Origin of the sequence: Vibrio sp. SCSIO 43137 (genome assembly GCF_028201475.1) — a bacterium.
Lineage (GTDB): Bacteria > Pseudomonadota > Gammaproteobacteria > Enterobacterales > Vibrionaceae > Vibrio.
The window spans coordinates 2605311-2625051 of the sequence record NZ_CP116383.1 but is presented as its reverse complement, the minus strand read 5'-3'; the positions used below and the strand labels follow the sequence as shown (position 1 = coordinate 2625051).

Below are 19741 nucleotides of genomic sequence, written 5' to 3'. Positions count from 1 at the left end.
TATGGCTGTAACTAACTTATATCAGCGATATTTGAAGCAGAATTCCAGTGTATATAAATTCGGCAAATTTAGTGGGAGCGTCGGAAAATGGAGCCTTCAGTGAAAACGATATACCCGGAGAACCGTATGCCTTCGGTCAGTAAGAAAAGGCGAGTCAGTTCTAAGTTATCGCCTTGGCTGTTCTTAGCCCCCGCCATGGTGGTATTTGCCATCTATGTGGTTTATCCGATCATCGACAGTATCCTGCTCAGTTTTTATGACTGGGATGGACTGGGTGAGAAAACCTGGGTAGGTCTGGCGAACTACGAGGAGCTATTCGACTCAGAAGCGTTTTATACCTCTCTGAAAAATAACTTTTTATGGCTGGTGTTTTTTATGCTGGCGCCCCCTATCGGTATGGCGATAGCCCTTTTCCTTAACCAGCAGGTTAGAGGCATACGGGTGGTTAAGTCGCTGTTCTTCTTCCCTTTTGTTATTTCTCAGGTGGTAGTAGGTTTGGTGTTCGCGTGGTTTTATGACCCGAGCTTCGGCTTGCTTAATATTGCCCTTGGCTGGTTTGGTATCGAACCTATTTCTATTCTGGCCAATGAGGAGTATGTCACCTACGGCATTATCGTTGCCGGCCTCTGGCCGCAAATCTCTTACTGCATGATTCTTTACCTTACAGGTCTGAACAATCTGGACCCGGAGCAGTTGGAAGCTGCACGTCTTGACGGAGCTAAAAAGCTAAAGATGCTCTGGTACATAGTGATTCCTCAGCTTCGTCCGGCCACCTTTATCGCAATTGTGGTTACCGTAATCGGAGCTCTGCGTTCCTTTGACCTTGTCGCCACCATGACGGCCGGCGGCCCGTGGGGCAGCTCTACGGTACTGGCTTACCAGATGTATGAAGAGTCTATTTTTAACTATCGTATGGGTTACGGTGCTGCTGTCTCTGTTGTTCTGTTCCTAATCATGGATGTTTATATCGCTTACTTCCTGTGGCGTATGTTGAGGAGTGAAAAATAATGTATCCGCAACCAATTCAAAAATCAGGACGCTTTACCAATATCAGCTATCGCGTCGCTCTGCCTATCTCTATTGTGATGTGGCTGTTGCCTCTGATTGCCGTAATGATGACCTCGATTCGCTCGATGGAAGATATCAACAAAGGTAACTACTGGGGCTGGCCGAGTGAGATTCAGTTTATTGAGAACTACACTCAGGTATTTACAGCCACTCCTATGGGGCAATACTTGCTGAACAGCCTGATGATCACGCTTCCGGCGGTAGCAGGTGCGGTCGCTCTTTCAACTCTGGCGGGCTTTGCGCTGGCGAAATATAACTTCAAAGCCAATATCTGGATTTTTGCCATGTTTATCGCTGGTAACTTTGTACCTTTCCAGATTCTGATGATTCCGGTGAGGGACCTGACCATCAGTTTTGGTCTGTATGACACTCACTGGGCACTGATCTTTTTCCATATCGCCTTCCAGTCGGGCTTCTGTACCCTGTTTATGCGTAACTTTATCGTCGGTATTCCTGATGCCCTGATAGAAGCGGCGCGGGTAGAAGGGGTGAACGAGTGGAAAATCTTCTGGCACGTAGTTCTGCCGCTGGTACGTCCGGCTCTGGCTGCACTGTCTGTGCTGGTATTTACCTTTATCTGGAACGACTTCTTCTGGGCACTGGTACTGGTGCAGAGTGATGAAGTACGTCCGGTTACGGCGGGGTTGAGCTCACTGCAGGGGCAGTGGCTGGCATCATGGCAGTTTATGTCTGCCGGTGCGGTTGTCGCAGCGATTCCGCCAGTAGTGCTGTTCTTTACTATGCAGCGCCACTTTATTGCAGGATTAACTTTAGGTGCAACCAAAGGGTAATCGGACAGGGCTGACAGAGGATGCCAGCCCGCCGAACGTTGTACTGATACCAGAAACCTTGCCCGTATTACTGGCTTCAACTGTCAATGAAAAGCAATGGTTTCAGTGTATTAACCCAGTCGTTGAGAAATGAAAGCTAAAACATAATTAGTTGGACCAACATGAGCTCAGGCTCTAATAACAAGGACCTCAATATGAAATATGTGAAACACATTGCCACCTCAGCAATGCTAACGGCAACTCTGTCAGCAACCTCCTACGCGGGGACTCTGGTGATTAACTCGGATGCCTCTGACCCTGCGCCAAAGCAGGCGTGGGCGGAAATCGTTAAACGTTTTGAAGCAGAGAACCCTGACATCACGGTTAAGTACAACCTGTATGACCACGAAGCGTACAAGACAACCATACGTAACTGGCTGGTGACTTCTCCGCCGGATGTGGTGTTCTGGTATGCCGGTAACCGTATGAAAACCTTTGTTGACCGCGGTTTGTTTGAAGATGTCAGTGATATCTGGGCTGAAAACAATATGCAGCAGGACTTTAAGTCAGCGGCACCGGCAATGACGGTAAACGGTAAGCAGTGGGGTGTGCCTTACACTTATTATCAGTGGGGTGTCTACTACCGCAAAGACCTGTTTGAGAAGTACGGCATTGCAGAGCCGAAGACATGGGAAGAGCTGAAAGCGGCAGCAGCAACTCTGAAGAAGAATCAGGTTGCTCCGTTTGCTATCGGTACCAAATATCTGTGGACCGCAGCGGGTTGGTTTGACTATATCAATATGCGTACCAATGGTCTGGACTTCCATATTGAGCTGATGGACGGAAAGGTTCCTTATACCGATGAGCGTGTTAAGAAGACCTTTGAAAACTGGAAAGAGCTGGTTGAGCCTGGCTACTATCTGGATAACCACGCTTCATACTCATGGCAGGAAGCGCAGCCGTTCCTGTATAACGGTAAAGCCGCCATGTACCTGATTGGTAACTTTATCACGCCGAGTTTCCCGAAAGAGCTTGACGGTAAGATGGGCTTCTTCCAGTTCCCTGTGATCGACGCTTCAGTTCCTCTGGCAGAAGATGCGCCTATGGATACTATCCATATCCCTAGCAAGGCGAAAAACAAAGCTGACGCCCGTAAGTTCCTTGAGTTTGTTGCCCGCGCTGAAACTCAGCAGCTAATCAATGAGAAGATGCTGCAGATTCCGACTAACAGTAAAGCCAAAGCTAAAGACAATGAGTTCCTGAACAAAGGGGTAACTATGCTGGGTTCAGCAGCAGGTACAGCTCAGTTCTATGACCGTGATACTTCTCCGGCAATGGCGAAAGAAGGCATGAAAGGATTCCAGGAATTTATGGTGAAACCTGAGCGTTTGACCAGCATCCTTAACCGTCTGGAAAAAGTACGTAAGAGAGAGTTTAAATAAGCTCACTTCAAGCCGTGGTGTAATGCCACGGCTTTTTCAGTCACTCCACTCAACAGCAATTTTTTCATCGTGAGAATAGTGATTTGATTAGCGAACTGGGGAGTATCCAGTTTATTAATTCAATTATTATTTCCCGCAAACTCAGGCCAGAAGATTATGGATAGTCAACCCGTTCATATGCGCTGCCGGCAAGTCAGCCTTGTTATTAACCCTCAACCTTTCCCGCAAATTATCTACTGGGGTAAACCGCTTTCCAGTGTCGATGAGTCCCTGTTTACCATGGCAGAGAGAGCCGTGCCACAGGCGCGTCTGGATATGGATATCCCATTGACCCTGTGCCCGGAAAATGGTCGCGGGCTGTTTAGTAAGCCGGGAATCGAAGGTTTCCGCAGTGATAAATCGGGTCGCTCGCTGGACTGGGCTCCGGTGTTTAAAACGGTTTCTCAACAGGTAAAAGATAATCAGGTGCGATTTCTCTGTAGTGATGAGCAGGCAGAGATTGAGTTGGTTATTGAACTCTCCCTGAGTGATTCCGGCGTACTGAAAAAGAGCATGACTCTGACCAACTTGTCGCAGCAGGGCTACCAGCTTGCCCATCTTGCTAATACGCTGCCGTTGCCGTTAAGAGCCAGTGAAGCGATGAGCTTTTACGGTCGCTGGAGCCGGGAGTTTCAGAGTCAGAGGGTTAAACTGGATCACGGTGCATTTGTTCAGGAGAACCGCAGAGGCAGAACCTCGCACGAATATTTCCCCGGAGTATTGATGGGAAGTGACGGCTTTACCGAGCAGGCCGGCGAAGTGTGGGGTTTTCATCTTGGCTGGAGTGGCAACCATCAGATCCGCTGTGAAACTAAAAGTGACGGCCGGCGGTTTGCCCAGCTGGCAGAGCTTCTTCTGCCCGGTGAGGTTCAACTGGAAAAGGGAGAAAGCTATACCACACCTGAACTTTTCGCCTGTTACAGCCAGAGCGGTATAAACGGAATTCGCCAGCAGTTTCACCGCCACGTCCGCCAGCATATTGTCCGTTTCCCTGCAGAACAAACCCGTCCGGTACATCTGAACACCTGGGAAGGTATCTATTTTGACCATAACCCTGAATACATAAAGCAGATGGCAACACAGGCAGCAGAGATAGGCGTTGAGCGTTTTATTATCGATGACGGCTGGTTTGTCGGCCGTGATGGTGAAAGAGCTGCACTGGGAGACTGGTACCTCGATAAGGAGAAATACCCTGATGGATTGGAACCTGTTATTGAGCATGTCAACCAATGCGGTATGGAGTTTGGATTATGGGTTGAACCTGAGATGGTCAATAAAGATTCGCAACTCTACCGTAATCACCCTGAGTGGCTGTTAGGTATTGAAGGCTATTCTCAGCCAAGTGGCCGCTGGCAGTATCTGCTGGATCTGCAAAATCCTGACTGTTTCCGTTATCTGTTCCGCTGTCTGGATGATCTATTGAGCCAATACAATATCGGTTACCTGAAATGGGACATGAACCGCGAGCTGGTACAGCCGGCTCATCTCGGCTCGCCGGCGGTGCACGGCCAGACCAAAGCTTACTACCAGTTGATTGATAAGCTGTCAGAGAAACACCCTCTGGTGGAGATTGAATCCTGTGCGTCTGGTGGTGGCCGGATAGATTTTGAAGTACTTAAGCGGACTCAGCGATTCTGGACTTCAGATTGTAACGACGCCCTGGAAAGACAAACCATTCAGAAAGGGATGAGTACCTTCTTCCCGCCGGAAGTGACCGGTGCCCATATCGGTCCTTATGAGAGCCATACTACACGGCGTAAACACCATATTAACCTGAGAGGTATCACGGCTCTGGGCGGCCATATGGGAGTAGAACTGGATCCGGTTAAGGAGAGCCCGCAGGAGCTGGAACGTTTCTCCCGCTATATCGGGCTGCATAAAAGTTACCGGGATCTGCTTCACTCTGGTGAGCAGTTTTATCTTGATAGCCATGATGGCAGCAGAAATGTGTATGGTGTGAAAAATGACCATGAAATGTTGCTGACCGTATGCCAGTTGCGTATGCCTGACTTTGCCTTGCCTGAGCCGGTAAAACTAAGTTACCTGCAAAATGACCGGCGCTACCGGGTTAAGGTGGTTGAATTTCCTGAGTCGAGTAAATCTCTGATGAAAAAACTGCCGCAATGGATGGAAGAGGAGTGCGAGCTCAGTGGTGAATTACTGAATGAAGTTGGATTAGCTATGCCGGTACAAGATCCGGAAACCGCCATGCTTATTTATATAACAGCGGTATAAGGAGTAACCTCTATGACAAGTTTTGAATCTGTAATTGCCCGTCGTGACTGGGAAAACCCGCTGGCATTTCAGCATAACCAACTGGCAGGACATAGCCCGCTGAACCATTATGTTACTCAGGAGCACGCCTTGAAGGGGGAGAACTCTTCCCGGGTGAGCCTGAACGGTGTCTGGAACTTTTTTTTATACCCACAGCCGGAAGTGGTGCCGGCGGAATTTATTCAGCCCGGATTTGATGATAGCCACTGGCATAAAATAGAGGTCCCTTCTAACTGGCAACTTCAGGGAGAATCTCTTAATCAGCTTGGTGACGGGAAAGTTGATAACCCTATTTATGCCAATATCAAATACCCTTTTGAGGTCAATCCTCCCTATGTACCTAAAGATAACCCAACGGGATGTTACCGCACCCGTTTCGAGGTGAGTCAGGCGGAACTTGAGCAGCAGACGCGCATTATCTTTGACGGAGTAAACTCAGCATTTCATCTCTGGTGTAACGGCCGTTGGGTCGGCTACTCTCAGGACAGCCGGTTACCGGCAGAATTTGATCTGTCTGATTTTGTACAAGCGGGAGAAAACAGCCTGTCGGTAATGGTGCTGCGCTGGAGTGACGGCAGTTATCTGGAAGATCAGGATATGTGGTGGCTGAGTGGTATTTTCCGTGATGTAACCTTGCTCTCTAAACCCCATCATCAGATCCTTGATGTCTTTGTTACTCCGCAACTGGATGCCTGTTACCGTGATGGCAAATTGAGTGCTGAAGTGACCATTCAGGCAACGGCTGAGCATAAGGTTCAGATACAGCTGTTCGACGGCTTGACGCCGGTAACCGAACTGGCCAGTGCCTCTGTTCAGAACCGTATTGTTGATGAGAAAGGGGGCTGGGACGATAAGGTGTTCCTCTCCCTCGGTATTGAACGGCCTAAGCTCTGGAGTGCAGAGTCACCAAATCTTTACCGTTGCGTAATTACCTTGCGTGACGCTGAAAATAAGGTGGTGGATATAGAGGCCTATGACGTTGGTTTCCGTCAGGTTGAAATAAAGTCCGGCCAACTGATGCTTAACGGAAAACCCTTGTTAATTAAAGGGGTAAACCGCCATGAGCACGATCCGCTAAAAGGCCATGCTATTGATGAAGAGAGCATGCTGGCTGATATTCGTTTACTGAAGCAGTCAAATTTTAATGCGGTGCGAACTGCTCATTATCCCAATCATCCCCGTTGGTATGAACTTTGTGATCAATACGGACTTTATCTGGTGGATGAGGCGAATATTGAAACTCATGGCATGTTCCCTATGGAACGTTTATCGGCCGATCCTCAGTGGGCCGCCGCCTATATGATGCGTTTTACCAAGCTGGTGGAAAGGGATAAAAACCACCCCAGCGTGATTATCTGGTCGCTGGGTAATGAGTCGGGGCAGGGTAGTAACCATAATGCTATGTATGCATGGGCTAAGGATCGTGACCCTTCCCGCCCTGTGCAGTATGAAGGGGGCGGTGCCGATTCAGCGGCAACAGATATCATCTGTCCTATGTATTCCAGAGTGGATCAGGACCAGCCGTTTCCTGCGGTGCCTAAATGGGCGATTAAAAAGTGGATCAGTATGCCAGATGAAAACAGGCCTCTGATTCTGTGTGAGTACGCCCATGCCATGGGTAACAGCTTAGGCAGTTTTGATAAGTACTGGCAGGCATTCCGTCAGTATCCGCGACTGCAGGGCGGCTTTATCTGGGACTGGGTAGATCAGGGAATAAGCAAAACCACTCCCGAAGGCGAGAGCTATTGGGGCTACGGCGGTGACTTTAATGATAAGCAAAATGATCGCCAGTTCTGCATCAATGGCTTGATCTTTCCTGACAGAACGCCGCACCCGACCCTGATGGAAGTGAAATATTGTCAGCAGCCGTATCAGTTTAAGCAGGTTACCTGTGAGCAGAAATCAGACTCTGTGAGCTGGCAGGTTTCGGTAACCAATGAACAGCTATTCCGCAGCAGTGATAATGAATCCTTTGTCTGGACTCTACTTGAAGATGGTATGCCGGTAGCAATGGATGCCGATACATTACCATTGAGTGCAGATTCAGAGCAGATGTGGGCGATTCAGTGTAACTATGCGTTAAAAGCGGGTTGTGACTACTACCTGAATCTGGATGTAAAACTGCAACAAGATACAGCGTGGGCAGAGAAAGGGCATGTTGTCGCCACTGAGCAATTTAAGGTTGATAACCCAGCCAGCCTTGTTATTGATAAAGGGTGTCGGAAGCTGGCAGAGATAGAGCTTAGGGAAGAGCCACAGCAATGGCTGGTTACTCTGGGGCAGCAGCAGTGGTGCTGGTCTAAACTGACCGGAGAGCTGTCGCAGTGGCGCAGCGATGGTGAATCTTTGCTTTCAGAACCACTGAGAGATAACTTCTATCGTGCACCATTGGATAACGATATCGGCACCAGTGAGGCTGATTTTGTCGATCCTAATGCCTGGGTGACCCGCTGGCAGTCTGTTGGATTGGGAAGCTGGGAGAAAGAGCTGCTTAGTTGCATTGCTTCACATCGTGGTGATGAAGTAGTGCTGTGTAGCCGTTTTGCCTACCGCTATGGTGAACAGTTGATGGCGATAACGGAATGGCGCTATAGGCTGGATCAATCTGGCAAGGTCACTCTGGATGTTGAAGTGAAGTTAAGTGAACAGTTGCCGCCTATGCCGCGTATCGGTGTCGAGATGGCAGTGAGTGCTTCTCTGGGTGACAGTGTTGCCTGGTATGGTCTCGGCCCATGGGAGAACTATCCGGACAGGCTATCGGCTGCAAGGGTTGGTTACTATCAAAGCTCAGTGAATGAATTGTTTACCCCTTATATATTCCCGACAGATAACGGTCTGAGATGTCATACCACAAACCTGCAAGCCGGAAAGCTAGCGGTTAAGGGAGATTTCCATTTCTCTGTCAGCCGCTATTCTCAGCAGCAACTGGCACAAGCTAAGCATCCGGTAGAGCTGACGGAACAGCCACATCTGTATTTGCGCTTAGATCATCAGCATATGGGCGTTGGCGGAGACGACTCATGGAGCCCGAGTGTTCATAAGGAGTTTCTTGTTGAGCAAAAATGTTATCGCTACCAGCTTAGTTTTGCTGTGAGTAACGATTAGCAGAAATTAGTCACTCAGCCGGCTGCTTATAAACGGCATGCCGGCTGATTAAGTGAAAGTTAAAACAGGGGTTATAAGGAAAACCGTTACACTTAACAGCATCATTTTTCTTTTCTTTTCAAGCCTAAGTCCAGCAAGTGTTTTGTTAGTTATTGTTTTAACCGCATTATTATCAATTAAGGCTAAATGTGATTTTTTGTGGAAACGTTTACACAACTTTGATTTTGATCACAGCATATCGAACGGATAGACTCTAAACTTCATACTGTTCTATAAAGCAGCAGTTATAGATTAAACCAATTGCATGCAAGTCATGCGAAGAGAGGCGAATGTGAAAGTTTTAGTGACAGGCGGAATGGGCTACATAGGCAGCCATACATGTGTACAAATGCTGGAAGCCGGTATTGAGCCCATTATTGTAGACAACCTGAGTAACAGTAAAACTGAGGTACTGGACAGAATCGAAGCATTAAGTGGATCCCGTCCGGTGTTTTATCAGGGAGATATTCGTGATGAATCTCTGCTGGATAGCATTTTCAGCGAACACAGCATCTCTTCCGTTATTCACTTTGCCGGTCTTAAGGCGGTTGGTGAATCTGTCGCCAAGCCTCTGGAGTATTACGACAACAATGTAAACGGCTCACTGGTACTGGTCCGTGCTATGCGTAAAGCCGGAGTTAAAAGTATCGTGTTTAGTTCTTCTGCGACGGTTTACGGCGATCCGGAAGTGGTGCCTATTACAGAAGACTCACCGGTTGGTGCCACCACAAACCCGTACGGCCGTAGTAAATATATGGTGGAAGGTGTACTGAGTGACTTCTTTGAAGCTCAGCCGGACTGGAGCATTACTCTGCTGCGTTATTTTAACCCTGTAGGTGCTCATCCTTCAGGAACAATGGGAGAAGACCCTCAGGGTATCCCGAATAATCTGATGCCGTTTATTGCTCAGGTTGCTGTCGGAAGACGGGAAAAATTATCGGTGTTTGGAGACGATTATCCGACTCCCGACGGAACAGGTGTACGCGACTATATCCATGTTATGGATCTGGCTGACGGCCATATTGCTGCCCTTAACGCTGTTGGTGAGAAAGCCGGACTGCATATCTATAACTTAGGTACGGGCAAAGGTTCCAGTGTTCTTGAAATGGTACAGGCGTTCTCTGACTCCTGCGGTAAACCGGTGGCTTATGAGATTTGTCCACGCCGTCCGGGCGATATTGCCGAGTGCTGGGCAAGTACCGAGAAGGCCGAGAAAGAGCTGGGCTGGAAAGCGACCCGCAGCGTAAAAGAGATGACCGCTGATACTTGGCACTGGCAGTCAAAAAATCCTAAAGGGTACTAATTCCTCCGGCTGCCAGCCCGGCGGCCGGAAAATCTATCTTATTGAGAACTAGTATGTCTGATATGAAATTTAATCCTGTAGATCATCCTCATCGTCGTTATAACCCGCTGACAGGACAGTGGATTTTAGTCTCACCTCACAGGGCTAAACGCCCATGGAGTGGTCAGGACGAAAAGCCGGCAACGGAACAGCTGCCTGCTTATGATGAAAACTGTTTTCTTTGTGCGGGTAACAGCCGGGTTTCCGGTGATAAAAACCCGGACTACAAAGGGACTTATGTGTTTGCAAATGACTTTGCTGCACTGATGGTTGATTCTCCGGATGCTCCTCAGTCAGACAATCCTCTGTTTAAAGTGCAAGGTGTACGCGGCCTTAGCCGGGTGATCTGTTTTTCACCTGATCACAGCAAAACGCTTCCTGAACTGCCGGTCGATAAAATTCGTGCCGTTGTTGATACATGGGATGAACAGATCGAAGAGCTGGGTAAAGACTTTATCTGGGTACAGGCTTTTGAAAACAAAGGTGAAACCATGGGCTGCTCTCAGCCTCACCCACACGGTCAGATTTGGGCCAACAGCTTTTTGCCAAATGAAATCGAGCGAAAAGAGCAGCACCTGAAAGCTTATTACCAGCAATACGGCAGTAACTTGCTGCTGGACTATGCTCAGGCGGAAATGAAAGATGGTGAGCGTACTGTGGTGGAAACAGAACACTGGCTGGCCGTTGTTCCTTACTGGGCGGCATGGCCGTTTGAAACCATGTTGTTGCCTAAGACACATATCCGCAGACTAAGTGAGCTCTCTTCCGAGCAGCGTGATGACCTTGCACTGGCGATTAAAAAGCTGACTAGCCGCTACGACAATCTGTTCCAGTGCTCTTTCCCTTATTCAATGGGCTGGCACTATGCGCCTTTCTTTGAAGAAGGCACGGATACGGATCACTGGCAGCTACATGCCTTGTTCTATCCGCCTCTACTTCGTTCCGCCACGGTGCGTAAGTTTATGGTGGGTTATGAAATGCTGGCTGAATCACAGCGTGATCTGACAGCAGAGCAGGCAGCACAAAGGCTAAGAGACCTTAGTGACGTGCACTATAAAGAACAGAAGTAACGCTATTTAAGGCCTGCGCTTTATTGGCGCGGGCCGCAAAAGATAGAAGAGATATGACAATGATGACTTTAACAGACAGTGTAAATGCAGCCTTTAGTCAGGTGTTTGGCTATCAGGCCAGCCATGAAATTCAGGCGCCGGGACGGGTGAACCTTATTGGTGAGCATACCGACTATAACGACGGCTTTGTGCTTCCGTGTGCTATCGATTACCAGACCCTAGTTGCTGCGGCGAAGCGTGATGACAGTATAGTGCGGGTAATCGCCGTTGATTATGGCAACGAAGTTGATGAGTTTGATCTTACTCAGCCGATTGAGTTTCAGCCGGATCGTATGTGGGCAAACTATATCCGCGGTGTGGTTAAATGTCTGTTGGAGCGTGGTTATCGTTTTAATGGTGCAGATATCTCTGTCAGCGGCAACGTTCCTCAGGGAGCCGGGCTAAGCTCTTCTGCAGCGCTGGAAGTGGTTATCGGTCAGACCTTTAAAGAGCTTTACCAGCTTGATATTTCTCAGGCAGAAGTTGCCCTGAATGGCCAGCAGGCAGAGAACGAGTTTGTTGGTTGTAACTGCGGCATTATGGACCAGCTGATTTCTGCAGAAGGCAAAGAAAACCATGCCTTGCTGATAGATTGCAGAAGTCTTGAAACTAAAGCCGTCTCTATGCCTGACGATATGGTGGTAATGATCATCAACTCGAACAAGAAGCGTGGATTGGTAGATAGCGAATACAACACCCGTCGTGAACAGTGTGAAGAAGCCGCACGTATTTTTGGTGTTAAGGCACTGCGTGATGTTTCCATTGAACAATTTACTGCCCGTGAAAGTGAGTTGAGCGAGCTGGTGGCTAAACGTGCCCGCCACGTTATTACTGAAAATGACCGTACGGAAGAAGCTGCGCTGGCACTCAGCCGTGGTGATATTAAACGTATGGGCGAGCTGATGGCTCAGTCTCATGCCTCTATGCGTGATGACTTTGAAATTACCGTTAAGGAAGTCGATACCCTGGTGGATATGGTAAAAGAGGTTATCGGAAATGAAGGCGGTGTACGTATGACCGGCGGCGGCTTTGGTGGCTGTATTGTTTCTCTGGTTCCGCCATCACTGGTTGATAACGTAATCAAGGCAGTAGAGGAAGGCTATCAGGCTGCAACTGGACTAAAAGAGTCCATCTATATCTGCAAAGCAAAAGATGGTGCCGGCTTGGTCAAGTAACCTGAGCCCGGGCTAAAGTAGGGAGCCGTTATGGCAACAAGTTTACTGGAAACAATGACTGAGCAGGTGGCCTTTGACGGCCAGCCTGCCAGATTATTCAGGTTGGTTAACAGCCAAGGCATGTCCGTCACTCTGATGGATATCGGTGCAACCTGGTTAAGCTGTACTCTGCCGGTTAACGGAGAAGAAAGAGAAGTACTGCTGGGCACATCCGACATGGAAGACTTTAGCAGTATGAAAGCTTACATGGGCGTTACAGCAGGCCGTTATGCTAACCGGATTACCGGCGGACAGTTTGAACTGGATGGTGAGCAGTATCAGCTAGAGGTTAATCATGCCGGAAATACTCTGCATGGCGGCGTAAAGGGGTTTGATAAATATCGCTGGAGAGTGGATAGTCAGGGTGAAAACTTTGTAGAGTTCTGCCATTACTCGCCTCATGGCGATCAAGGCTTCCCCGGTAACCTTAAGGTTAAGGTTCGTTATACCTTGTCAGAGCAGAATGAAGTGATTATCCGCTATCAGGGTAGTACTGATAAAGCGACTCCTTGTAATCTGACTAATCACGCTTATTTTAATCTGATGGGGGAAGATTCTCAGACCGACTGTCTGTCCCATCAACTTGAGATTAAGGCCGATTACTATCTGCCGACCAACGAGAACGGTATTCCGCTCGGCGGGTTGGAAGAGGTCTCGGGCACCAGTTTCGATTTTCGTACTGCTAAAGCGATTGCAAAGGATCTAATGTCCGATGAGCAGCAACGCAATGTCAGCGGTTATGATCACTCTTTCTTGCTGAATCCGGAAACTGTCGATGCTGGCGACTATATTGCCAAAGTAATAACGGAAGACGGAGCGGTTAGTATGGAGGTGTTTACTGATAAGCCTGCTGTTCAGCTCTATAGCGGTAACTGGATGCAAGGGGAGCCAAATCGTCGTGGAGAGATGTATCAGAACTACGCAGGGTTAGCTCTTGAAACTCAGTTTCTGCCTGACTCGCCTAACCACCCTGAGTGGCCGCAAGCGAGCTGTATTCTGCTGCCGGGGGAGAAATATCACTCACAGACCAGCTATAAGTTTGAGTTTTAAACCAATTGGATTTTTAAACAACCGGCTAACCTGTTTAAGCAGAAACGGGTTAGCCTTGTTACTCCTTTACCTGAGGAAGCATTTCTACCTCTCTTTTCTCTCTGGAGCTGCGGTATTCTTCATCTTCACCGTCCACCTTTTCCAGATAAGGTGTTGTCAGTTCACTGACCATGCTGACAAAGTTACGACAGCCACATTCCGTTTTTCTGATATCACTACAACGGACTGAACCGGTATTTTTCTGAAAAGACTCCGTAATTTCATCACTGGCGTCACCCGGTCCCAGAATAATCTGAGCCGCGTAAAGGGCGCCACACACACCATCTTTAGCCCGCCCGCCTCCGGCAACCGTTGCAGATCGAATTGTCAGTTCTGACATACCTGATTCCGGCTGGAAGGCTTTCAGTACGGCCTGAGCACAGTTGTAGCCCTCTTCGCCATGAAAATAGTGTGCAGCTTGTTTCGATTTCATCAACTGGTCTTCTCTACAGAGTCGCGCCTCACAATGGTGGGTGAGAAGCGATTGGCTTCGGGCTCAATATCCTCTTCTTTGGCGAGGGACAATGAGAGTTTTGCCGCTTTCTCAGCCATCAGCTGAATCGGGTAGCGGATGGTAGTGAGTTTAGGATGGACATAGCGGGCGATCAAGCCGTCATCGAATCCGATAATAGACATCTGCTTCGGTAACTGGATACCGTTCTCCTCAAATACGGAGATAGCACCAGCGGCCATATAGTCGTTATAGGCCACTACGGCACTAAACTGGACAGATTTGGTTAACAGGTTAGTTGCGGCGTATTCGCCTCCTTCACTGTTAGGTTCGCCATACTCAATATAGCTTTTTGGTGCTTTAAGGCCATTGTCATGCATGGCCGCCAGATAGCCTTTAATACGTTCATCGGCATCTTCAATTTGATGAGATGAGGCGATACAAGCGATGTTCTTATGGCCATGACGGATAAGAAACTCAGTGGCCAGATAGGCACCTTTCTGGTTATCAAGGGAGATACAGCGATCCGCTAACTCAGGAATAAAGCGGTTTACCAGCACCATTCCCTTTACTTCTTTGGCAAAGCCGATTAACTCTTTATCAGACAAGCTTTTGGCGTGGACAATAAGTGAGTCACAACGGCTGTTAATCAGTAGCTCAATGGCTTCTTTTTCTAAAGCGGGATCGTGATAGCCGTTACAAATAAGAATATGTTTGCCATTGGCTTGAGCAATGGTGTCTATCGCCTTGACCATGGTGCCGAAAAAGGGGTCAGACACATCACCCACCAGTACACCAACGGTATTAGTGCTCTGATTAACTAAAGCTCTGGCATTGGCATTAGGGCGGTAACCAAGTTTGCTCATGGCTTTCTTTACCGACTCTACGGAAGCAGCACTCGCTTTCGGTGATTTGTTTATCACCCGGGAAACCGTTGCAACAGAGACACCGGCCTCTTTTGCTACATCTTTAATTGTGGCCATAGTTACCTTACAGCTATTGTTTCTGCGGGTCAGCTAAGTCGCAGAAAGTAGGGAAGTTATTAATATCTGTTATTAAACTATGTGTATGAAAATAACGCAACGACAAGTGTCGCACATCATAAAACTTATTGTAACTAAATGATTATAAAGAAAATAATGGTGTGTAAACGTTTCTTTTATACCCTTGGGCGATAAAAAAGGCTATCACCTTGTACAAAGTGATAGCCTGTTAGCTGTATCCCTGTGCAGATTAACGGTTTGCTACGCTCCAAGTGCGGGCAATATTTTCAGCCTGATTAGCAAGGTTTACCGATGCTTCTGCAAAAGCGGCCGGTAAATCCATTGGTCGCGGCAGTGCGGTAAATACTGCATCAATGCCGCACTTATAAACTGCCTGATAGTCATCGCCTACACAACCGGCAATGGCGATAACCGGGATGCTATATTTCTTTGCAGCCTGAGCTACTCCCATAGGCGTTTTACCGTGTGCCGTCTGCCAGTCAATTCGGCCTTCACCTGTAATAACAAGATCGGCGCCTATCACTTTCTCTTCCAAACCGACGGTTTCTACAACAATATCGATGCCAGGCTTTAAGCGTCCGTCAGTAAAGCCAAGGAAAGCGCCACCCATACCACCGGCGGCTCCGGCTCCCGGTACATCAAGAATATTACGGTTTAACTGCTGCTGAACCTTAGCGGCAAGATTTTTTAAACCGGCATCCAGTAGATTAATATCTGCTTCAGTAGCGCCTTTCTGAGGGCCGAATGTGGCAGATGCGCCACTAGCACCACAAAGGGGATTATCCACATCGCAGGCGATCATAATTTCACACTCTGCCAGACGGCTGTCCAGTGCGGAAACATCAATAGAGTCAACCTGGTTAAGGCCAGCACCATTGGCGGTTACCGGGTTAGCGTAACTATCTAAGAAACGGGCACCCAAGGCCGTCAGCATACCGATACCGCCGTCATTGGTGGCACTGCCGCCAAGACCAATAACAAGACGATTGATACCGTTATCCAGAGCGTGGCGGATTAGTTCACCGGTACCAAAGCTGGAAGTCAGTTTCGGGTCTCTTTTTTCCGGGATGACATGATGAAGGCCGCTGGCTGCTGCCATTTCAATGGCTGCGGTTTTTCCGTCGCCGAGAATACCGTAGAACGCATCAACCTTTTCATCCAGAGGCCCCTGAACCTGTAGCTCAACCAGATGGCCGGCTGTCGCGTCTACAAGAGACTGAACAGTACCTTCACCACCATCAGCAACAGGAACGTGAAGGATTTCGGCGTCCTGCCACACACGTCTAAGTCCGTTTTCAATGGACTGGCAAACTTCTTTGGCGGAGAGGCTCTCTTTAAATGAATCTGGTGCGATAACGACTTTCATGATATTTCCGTCTGTTTAATTGGGGAGTAGCAATAGTGTCTGACAGAACAGAGATAAATACACTGTGCAAATTAATAAATAATAAGGTTATTTATGTCTTGTTTTTGTGCCTTTTGTTAATCTTGCTGAAGTTTGGCTAACTGGCTGGCAAGATAAAGTTCAACCAGACCAGAGAAATCAGAAGTATCGATACCAGTAACTTGCTCAATTTTTGCAAGCCGGTATCTGAGGGTGTTGCGGTGAATCGATAGAGTTTCAGCGCACTGCTTCAGGTTACCGCTCTGTTCAAACAGGGTATTGAGGGTTCTTTGTAGCTGGCCGTTTGTATCACAGGCAATCAGTTTTTGATAAGGAAGCATAAGCTCCTTCTCCTGCCACTGATTTTTAATAGGAGATATCAACATTGCCATACGGTAGTCGTTGAACAGGTGACACTGCTTAGAGGGGAAATGTGATTCGCCGAATGCCATTACCTGACGGCTGCTTTTAAAGGCAAGGTGCAGCTGTGAAGCGTCAGCAAAGCTCTGGCCAAGAGCCAGCTTAAACTGGTAACAAAGACTCTGGCTAATTTGTCGGTAGAGTTTTTCCAGCAGCTGCTGTTCTCCTGCTTCTGGTTTTGCTGGCAATGTCTTAAGCAGAACCACTTCATCAAGGGAGATCATAGCAATAAGGGAAGATGTTTCGTTTCGCTCTAACAGGCCGATAAGTTGCCTTACGGCGTTTTGTTGCTGTGCAACGGAAGGGGCGGTAACTTTAATTAGTATTGCCAGCCGGGGAGAAGCGACATCTATCTCCAGCATGCTAGCCTGATGTTCCAGCTGGCTGGCGGAGAGTTGATTGTTAATCCAGCTTACAATCAACTCTTGTTTGTGTCTTTTATCCCATTGCAGCTGCTCGGTGAGGCTGGCTTGTTCAATGGCCATCTCTGCGGTCATTTTTACCAGTCTGGCGTAATTTTTCAGTGTCACCGGGTCACCGGTAATACCAACTACACCGATAATATCGTCATTGTGTTTTAGTAGCAGGTTAACCCCTTGTTTTACACCTTTTAAAGCATCGCTGCTCTGCCGGGTTACCTCTACGGTATCCTTTCGTTTAAGTGCAAGTAAGGCTCCATCGTGCAGTTCACCGATTCTCTGCTTATCTCCGCTGGCAATAATGATTCCGGCCTGATTCATCACATTAATATTGTTGTCGATGATCGCCATAGTGCGATCGACAATTTGCTGAGCCAGTTGATGGTCTAAAATCATAGCTGCCGGAGATAGTGGGGTAATGGTGATGTTATAGCGACTGGCTGGTTAAAAGTCTAGAAGAGTGTAAGGGTGATACAGAATAGTGTGCCCGGAATAAAAAAGAGGCTGATTTTTCAGCCTCTTTTAACATCATGAATGGTGTTACATGTGTTTGTGTTCGCTATTTGCCATAGTGACTCATATTCAGCAACAGTTAGTTATTACTATGCAGTTCACTGTTTAGCTCTACCGCAGATTTATTGGTCAGGCACTCAATCTGACCTGTTACTGAGTTGCGGCGGAACAGAAGATCTGGCTTACCAGCCAAATCACGGGCCTTAACGACTTCAACCTGCTCGCCGTTTGCGTCCAGCATGGCAACTTTCGAACCGGCAGTTACATACAAACCCGATTCGATAGTACAACGGTCACCCAGTGGGAAGCCAAGGCCGGCGTTGGCACCAAGCAGGCTGTTTTCACCGATAGAAACCACAACAGTACCACCGCCTGACAGAGTACCCATAATTGAGGCGCCGCCACCGATATCTGAACCGTCGTTAACCACTACACCTGCTGAAATACGACCTTCAACCATGCTTACGCCTGTAGTACCGGCATTAAAGTTGATAAAGCCTTCGTGCATAACCGTGGTGCCTTCACCTACATGAGCACCAAGACGTACACGTGAAGTATCAGCAATACGGACACCGGCCGGAACCACGTAATCGGTCATTTTCGGGAACTTGTCTACACAGTCTACGGAGAGTACTTCACCAGCCAGACGTGCTTCGATCTGACGATCAGCCAGTTCAGGAAGGTCGATAGGGCCCTGATTGGTCCATGCAATATTGTGCAGCAGACCAAAAATGCCATCCAGAACTGTGCCGTGTGGCTGCACAAGGCGCTGTGAAATAAGCTGTAGTTTAAGGAAGCCTTCAGCAACAGACTGTGGTTTGTCATCGGATTGCAGAATGACCAGTACTAACGGTGCTTGTGAAGAGGCGGCTTTTTCAGCAAAAGCTGCGTTAGCAATATCACCGTTAGCTGCAAATGCGTTTGCTACTTCAGTGCTTAGCTCATTGCTGATTTCAATTGCCTGATTTCCCTCTTTGTAGCCGGAAACTTGTGCCAGAGCGGCAACCAGAGACTCGCTCGGGTTAAGTACCGGGCTAGGGAAGAAAGCTTCGATGATTTTACCGTCGCGGTTTTTGGTCGCGCTACCAAATGCAAGAGAAAAGTAAGCCATGATATCTCCATATAATGAACTGTCTGATTTTGTTGCGACCATGATAAAGAGAGCCGTCAGCAGAGGAAAGAGCAGAAAGGGATAAAGTCTGCAATTTGATACTGTTTGTCTTTTTGAAGATATATTTCCTTAAAAAGAAAATACAGGCGAGTTGGCATGTTAATCTGGGATATCTGCTGGCAGATATCCCGGACGGACAGAAAGGAGGAAACTAGCTAAAGGTTTTTACTGCCTGCTCAATACCTTCAATCAGCATCTGCACACCAATTACAGCCAGAATTAATCCCATCATCTTGGTGATCACATTCATTACATCCGGGCCGATGGCTTTAACCAGTTTTTCACCGGAAATAAAGATGAAGTAGGTCATCAGGCAGAGAATGGCAAAACAGATAATGGTGATAATGGCTTCGCCGTTACCTGGTGCAGAGGCAAAGTTCATTGCCGTTGCTATAGTACCGGGGCCAGCCAGAATCGGCATAGCCAGCGGAGATACGGCGATACTCAAAGCAGCCTGCTTCTGGGCTTCACCGTTATCTCCCTGAGCAGGAGAGTGAACTTCAGAAGAGCGTCCCTGAAGCATATGGAAACCAATCTGAAATACCAATATACCGCCGGTAATTCGCAGGGCGTAAAGGGTTATACCGAACAGATCAAAAATCAGTTTTCCGCTAATGGCAAAAAGGGCGATAAGAATAAAAGCGACCAACACGGAGCGAAACGCGATGGCTTTAACCGTTTTTCGATCTTCATTGCTGGTTAAGCCGAGAAAAATAGGTGCATTGGCAATGGGGTTCATTATGGCAAAAAAGCCCATAAACACAGTTGCGCCATGAAGAATAAGTTCCTTCATTGTAAATTCCTGAAAAGTGGAGTGTAAACTCCTGATGATAGCTGAAAATAGAGGGATCGGTTAAAACAAGTTTTGTTAAATATATTTAAGTTGAC

At 47.9% G+C, this 19741-nt stretch carries 15 protein-coding genes; 9 read left to right on the top strand and 6 right to left on the bottom strand.

Annotated features, from left to right (window positions below; all coding sequences use genetic code 11):
• The first annotated feature begins 87 nt into the window (after nt 1-87).
• The 9 genes from PK654_RS12290 to galM all read left to right on the top strand — a co-directional run bounded on the left by PK654_RS12290 (nt 88) and on the right by galM (nt 13452).
• Nucleotides 88-1008 carry a carbohydrate ABC transporter permease gene (locus tag PK654_RS12290; protein ID WP_271696064.1) on the top strand — a complete coding sequence of 307 codons (921 nt, stop codon included), beginning with the start codon at nt 88-90 and terminating at the stop codon, nt 1006-1008.
• Nucleotides 1008-1859 carry a carbohydrate ABC transporter permease gene (locus PK654_RS12285; RefSeq protein WP_271696063.1) on the top strand — a complete coding sequence of 284 codons (852 nt, stop codon included), beginning with the start codon at nt 1008-1010 and terminating at the stop codon, nt 1857-1859. The genes PK654_RS12290 and PK654_RS12285 overlap by 1 nt, the downstream gene beginning before the upstream one ends.
• A 194-nt stretch (nt 1860-2053) precedes the next feature.
• Complete coding sequence (locus tag PK654_RS12280; protein ID WP_271696062.1) at nt 2054-3280, top strand: ABC transporter substrate-binding protein; 1227 nt, start codon at nt 2054-2056, stop codon at nt 3278-3280.
• A 156-nt stretch (nt 3281-3436) separates the two neighbouring features.
• Nucleotides 3437-5554 (top strand): alpha-galactosidase, encoded by a 2118-nt coding sequence (locus PK654_RS12275; protein ID WP_271696061.1) that lies wholly within the window; start codon nt 3437-3439, stop codon nt 5552-5554.
• Between the two features lie 12 nt (nt 5555-5566).
• A complete protein-coding gene (locus PK654_RS12270) occupies nt 5567-8698 on the top strand; it encodes a beta-galactosidase (protein ID WP_271696060.1) in 3132 nt (1043 codons plus the stop codon).
• 331 nt (nt 8699-9029) lie between these two features.
• Nucleotides 9030-10040: a UDP-glucose 4-epimerase GalE gene (gene galE, locus PK654_RS12265; protein ID WP_271696059.1), complete on the top strand. Its 1011-nt coding sequence runs from the start codon at nt 9030-9032 to the stop codon at nt 10038-10040.
• A 53-nt stretch (nt 10041-10093) separates the two neighbouring features.
• A complete protein-coding gene (locus tag PK654_RS12260) occupies nt 10094-11149 on the top strand; it encodes a UDP-glucose--hexose-1-phosphate uridylyltransferase (protein ID WP_271696058.1) in 1056 nt (351 codons plus the stop codon).
• A 59-nt stretch (nt 11150-11208) separates the two neighbouring features.
• Complete coding sequence (gene galK, locus PK654_RS12255; RefSeq protein ID WP_271696057.1) at nt 11209-12363, top strand: galactokinase; 1155 nt, start codon at nt 11209-11211, stop codon at nt 12361-12363.
• Nucleotides 12364-12393: 30 nt separating this feature from the next.
• Nucleotides 12394-13452, top strand: a complete 1059-nt coding sequence (galM, locus tag PK654_RS12250) for a galactose-1-epimerase (RefSeq protein ID WP_271696056.1) — start codon at nt 12394-12396, stop codon at nt 13450-13452.
• A gap of 58 nt (nt 13453-13510) precedes the next feature.
• Here galM and PK654_RS12245 read toward each other — a convergent pair whose 3' ends face one another.
• The 6 genes from PK654_RS12245 to PK654_RS12220 all read right to left on the bottom strand — a co-directional run bounded on the left by PK654_RS12245 (nt 13511) and on the right by PK654_RS12220 (nt 19646).
• On the bottom strand, nt 13511-13924 hold the full coding sequence (locus PK654_RS12245; RefSeq protein WP_271696055.1) for a C-GCAxxG-C-C family (seleno)protein: 414 nt from the start codon (nt 13922-13924) through the stop codon (nt 13511-13513).
• Nucleotides 13924-14925: a substrate-binding domain-containing protein gene (locus PK654_RS12240; RefSeq protein ID WP_271696054.1), complete on the bottom strand. Its 1002-nt coding sequence runs from the start codon at nt 14923-14925 to the stop codon at nt 13924-13926. Before PK654_RS12240 ends, PK654_RS12245 begins: the two co-directional genes overlap by 1 nt.
• A 250-nt stretch (nt 14926-15175) precedes the next feature.
• On the bottom strand, nt 15176-16312 hold the full coding sequence (locus tag PK654_RS12235; protein WP_271696053.1) for a glycerate kinase: 1137 nt from the start codon (nt 16310-16312) through the stop codon (nt 15176-15178).
• 116 nt (nt 16313-16428) lie between these two features.
• On the bottom strand, nt 16429-17565 hold the full coding sequence (locus PK654_RS12230; protein WP_271696052.1) for a sugar diacid recognition domain-containing protein: 1137 nt from the start codon (nt 17563-17565) through the stop codon (nt 16429-16431).
• 196 nt (nt 17566-17761) lie between these two features.
• Nucleotides 17762-18793: a 2,3,4,5-tetrahydropyridine-2,6-dicarboxylate N-succinyltransferase gene (gene dapD, locus PK654_RS12225; protein ID WP_271696051.1), complete on the bottom strand. Its 1032-nt coding sequence runs from the start codon at nt 18791-18793 to the stop codon at nt 17762-17764.
• A gap of 211 nt (nt 18794-19004) precedes the next feature.
• On the bottom strand, nt 19005-19646 hold the full coding sequence (locus tag PK654_RS12220; protein ID WP_271696050.1) for a MarC family protein: 642 nt from the start codon (nt 19644-19646) through the stop codon (nt 19005-19007).
• Nucleotides 19647-19741: the final 95 nt, after the last annotated feature.

Coding starts and splice junctions, on each gene's coding strand:
- PK654_RS12290 (WP_271696064.1), top strand. CDS start 88: ATGGAGCCTTCAGTGAAAACGATATACCCGGAGAACCGTATGCCTTCG.
- PK654_RS12285 (WP_271696063.1), top strand. CDS start 1,008: ATGTATCCGCAACCAATTCAAAAATCAGGACGCTTTACCAATATCAGC.
- PK654_RS12280 (WP_271696062.1), top strand. CDS start 2,054: ATGAAATATGTGAAACACATTGCCACCTCAGCAATGCTAACGGCAACT.
- PK654_RS12275 (WP_271696061.1), top strand. CDS start 3,437: ATGGATAGTCAACCCGTTCATATGCGCTGCCGGCAAGTCAGCCTTGTT.
- PK654_RS12270 (WP_271696060.1), top strand. CDS start 5,567: ATGACAAGTTTTGAATCTGTAATTGCCCGTCGTGACTGGGAAAACCCG.
- PK654_RS12260 (WP_271696058.1), top strand. CDS start 10,094: ATGTCTGATATGAAATTTAATCCTGTAGATCATCCTCATCGTCGTTAT.
- galK (WP_271696057.1), top strand. CDS start 11,209: ATGATGACTTTAACAGACAGTGTAAATGCAGCCTTTAGTCAGGTGTTT.
- galM (WP_271696056.1), top strand. CDS start 12,394: ATGGCAACAAGTTTACTGGAAACAATGACTGAGCAGGTGGCCTTTGAC.
- PK654_RS12245 (WP_271696055.1), bottom strand. CDS start 13,924: ATGAAATCGAAACAAGCTGCACACTATTTTCATGGCGAAGAGGGCTAC.
- PK654_RS12240 (WP_271696054.1), bottom strand. CDS start 14,925: ATGGCCACAATTAAAGATGTAGCAAAAGAGGCCGGTGTCTCTGTTGCA.
- PK654_RS12235 (WP_271696053.1), bottom strand. CDS start 16,312: ATGAAAGTCGTTATCGCACCAGATTCATTTAAAGAGAGCCTCTCCGCC.
- PK654_RS12230 (WP_271696052.1), bottom strand. CDS start 17,565: ATGATTTTAGACCATCAACTGGCTCAGCAAATTGTCGATCGCACTATG.
- dapD (WP_271696051.1), bottom strand. CDS start 18,793: ATGGCTTACTTTTCTCTTGCATTTGGTAGCGCGACCAAAAACCGCGAC.
- PK654_RS12220 (WP_271696050.1), bottom strand. CDS start 19,646: ATGAAGGAACTTATTCTTCATGGCGCAACTGTGTTTATGGGCTTTTTT.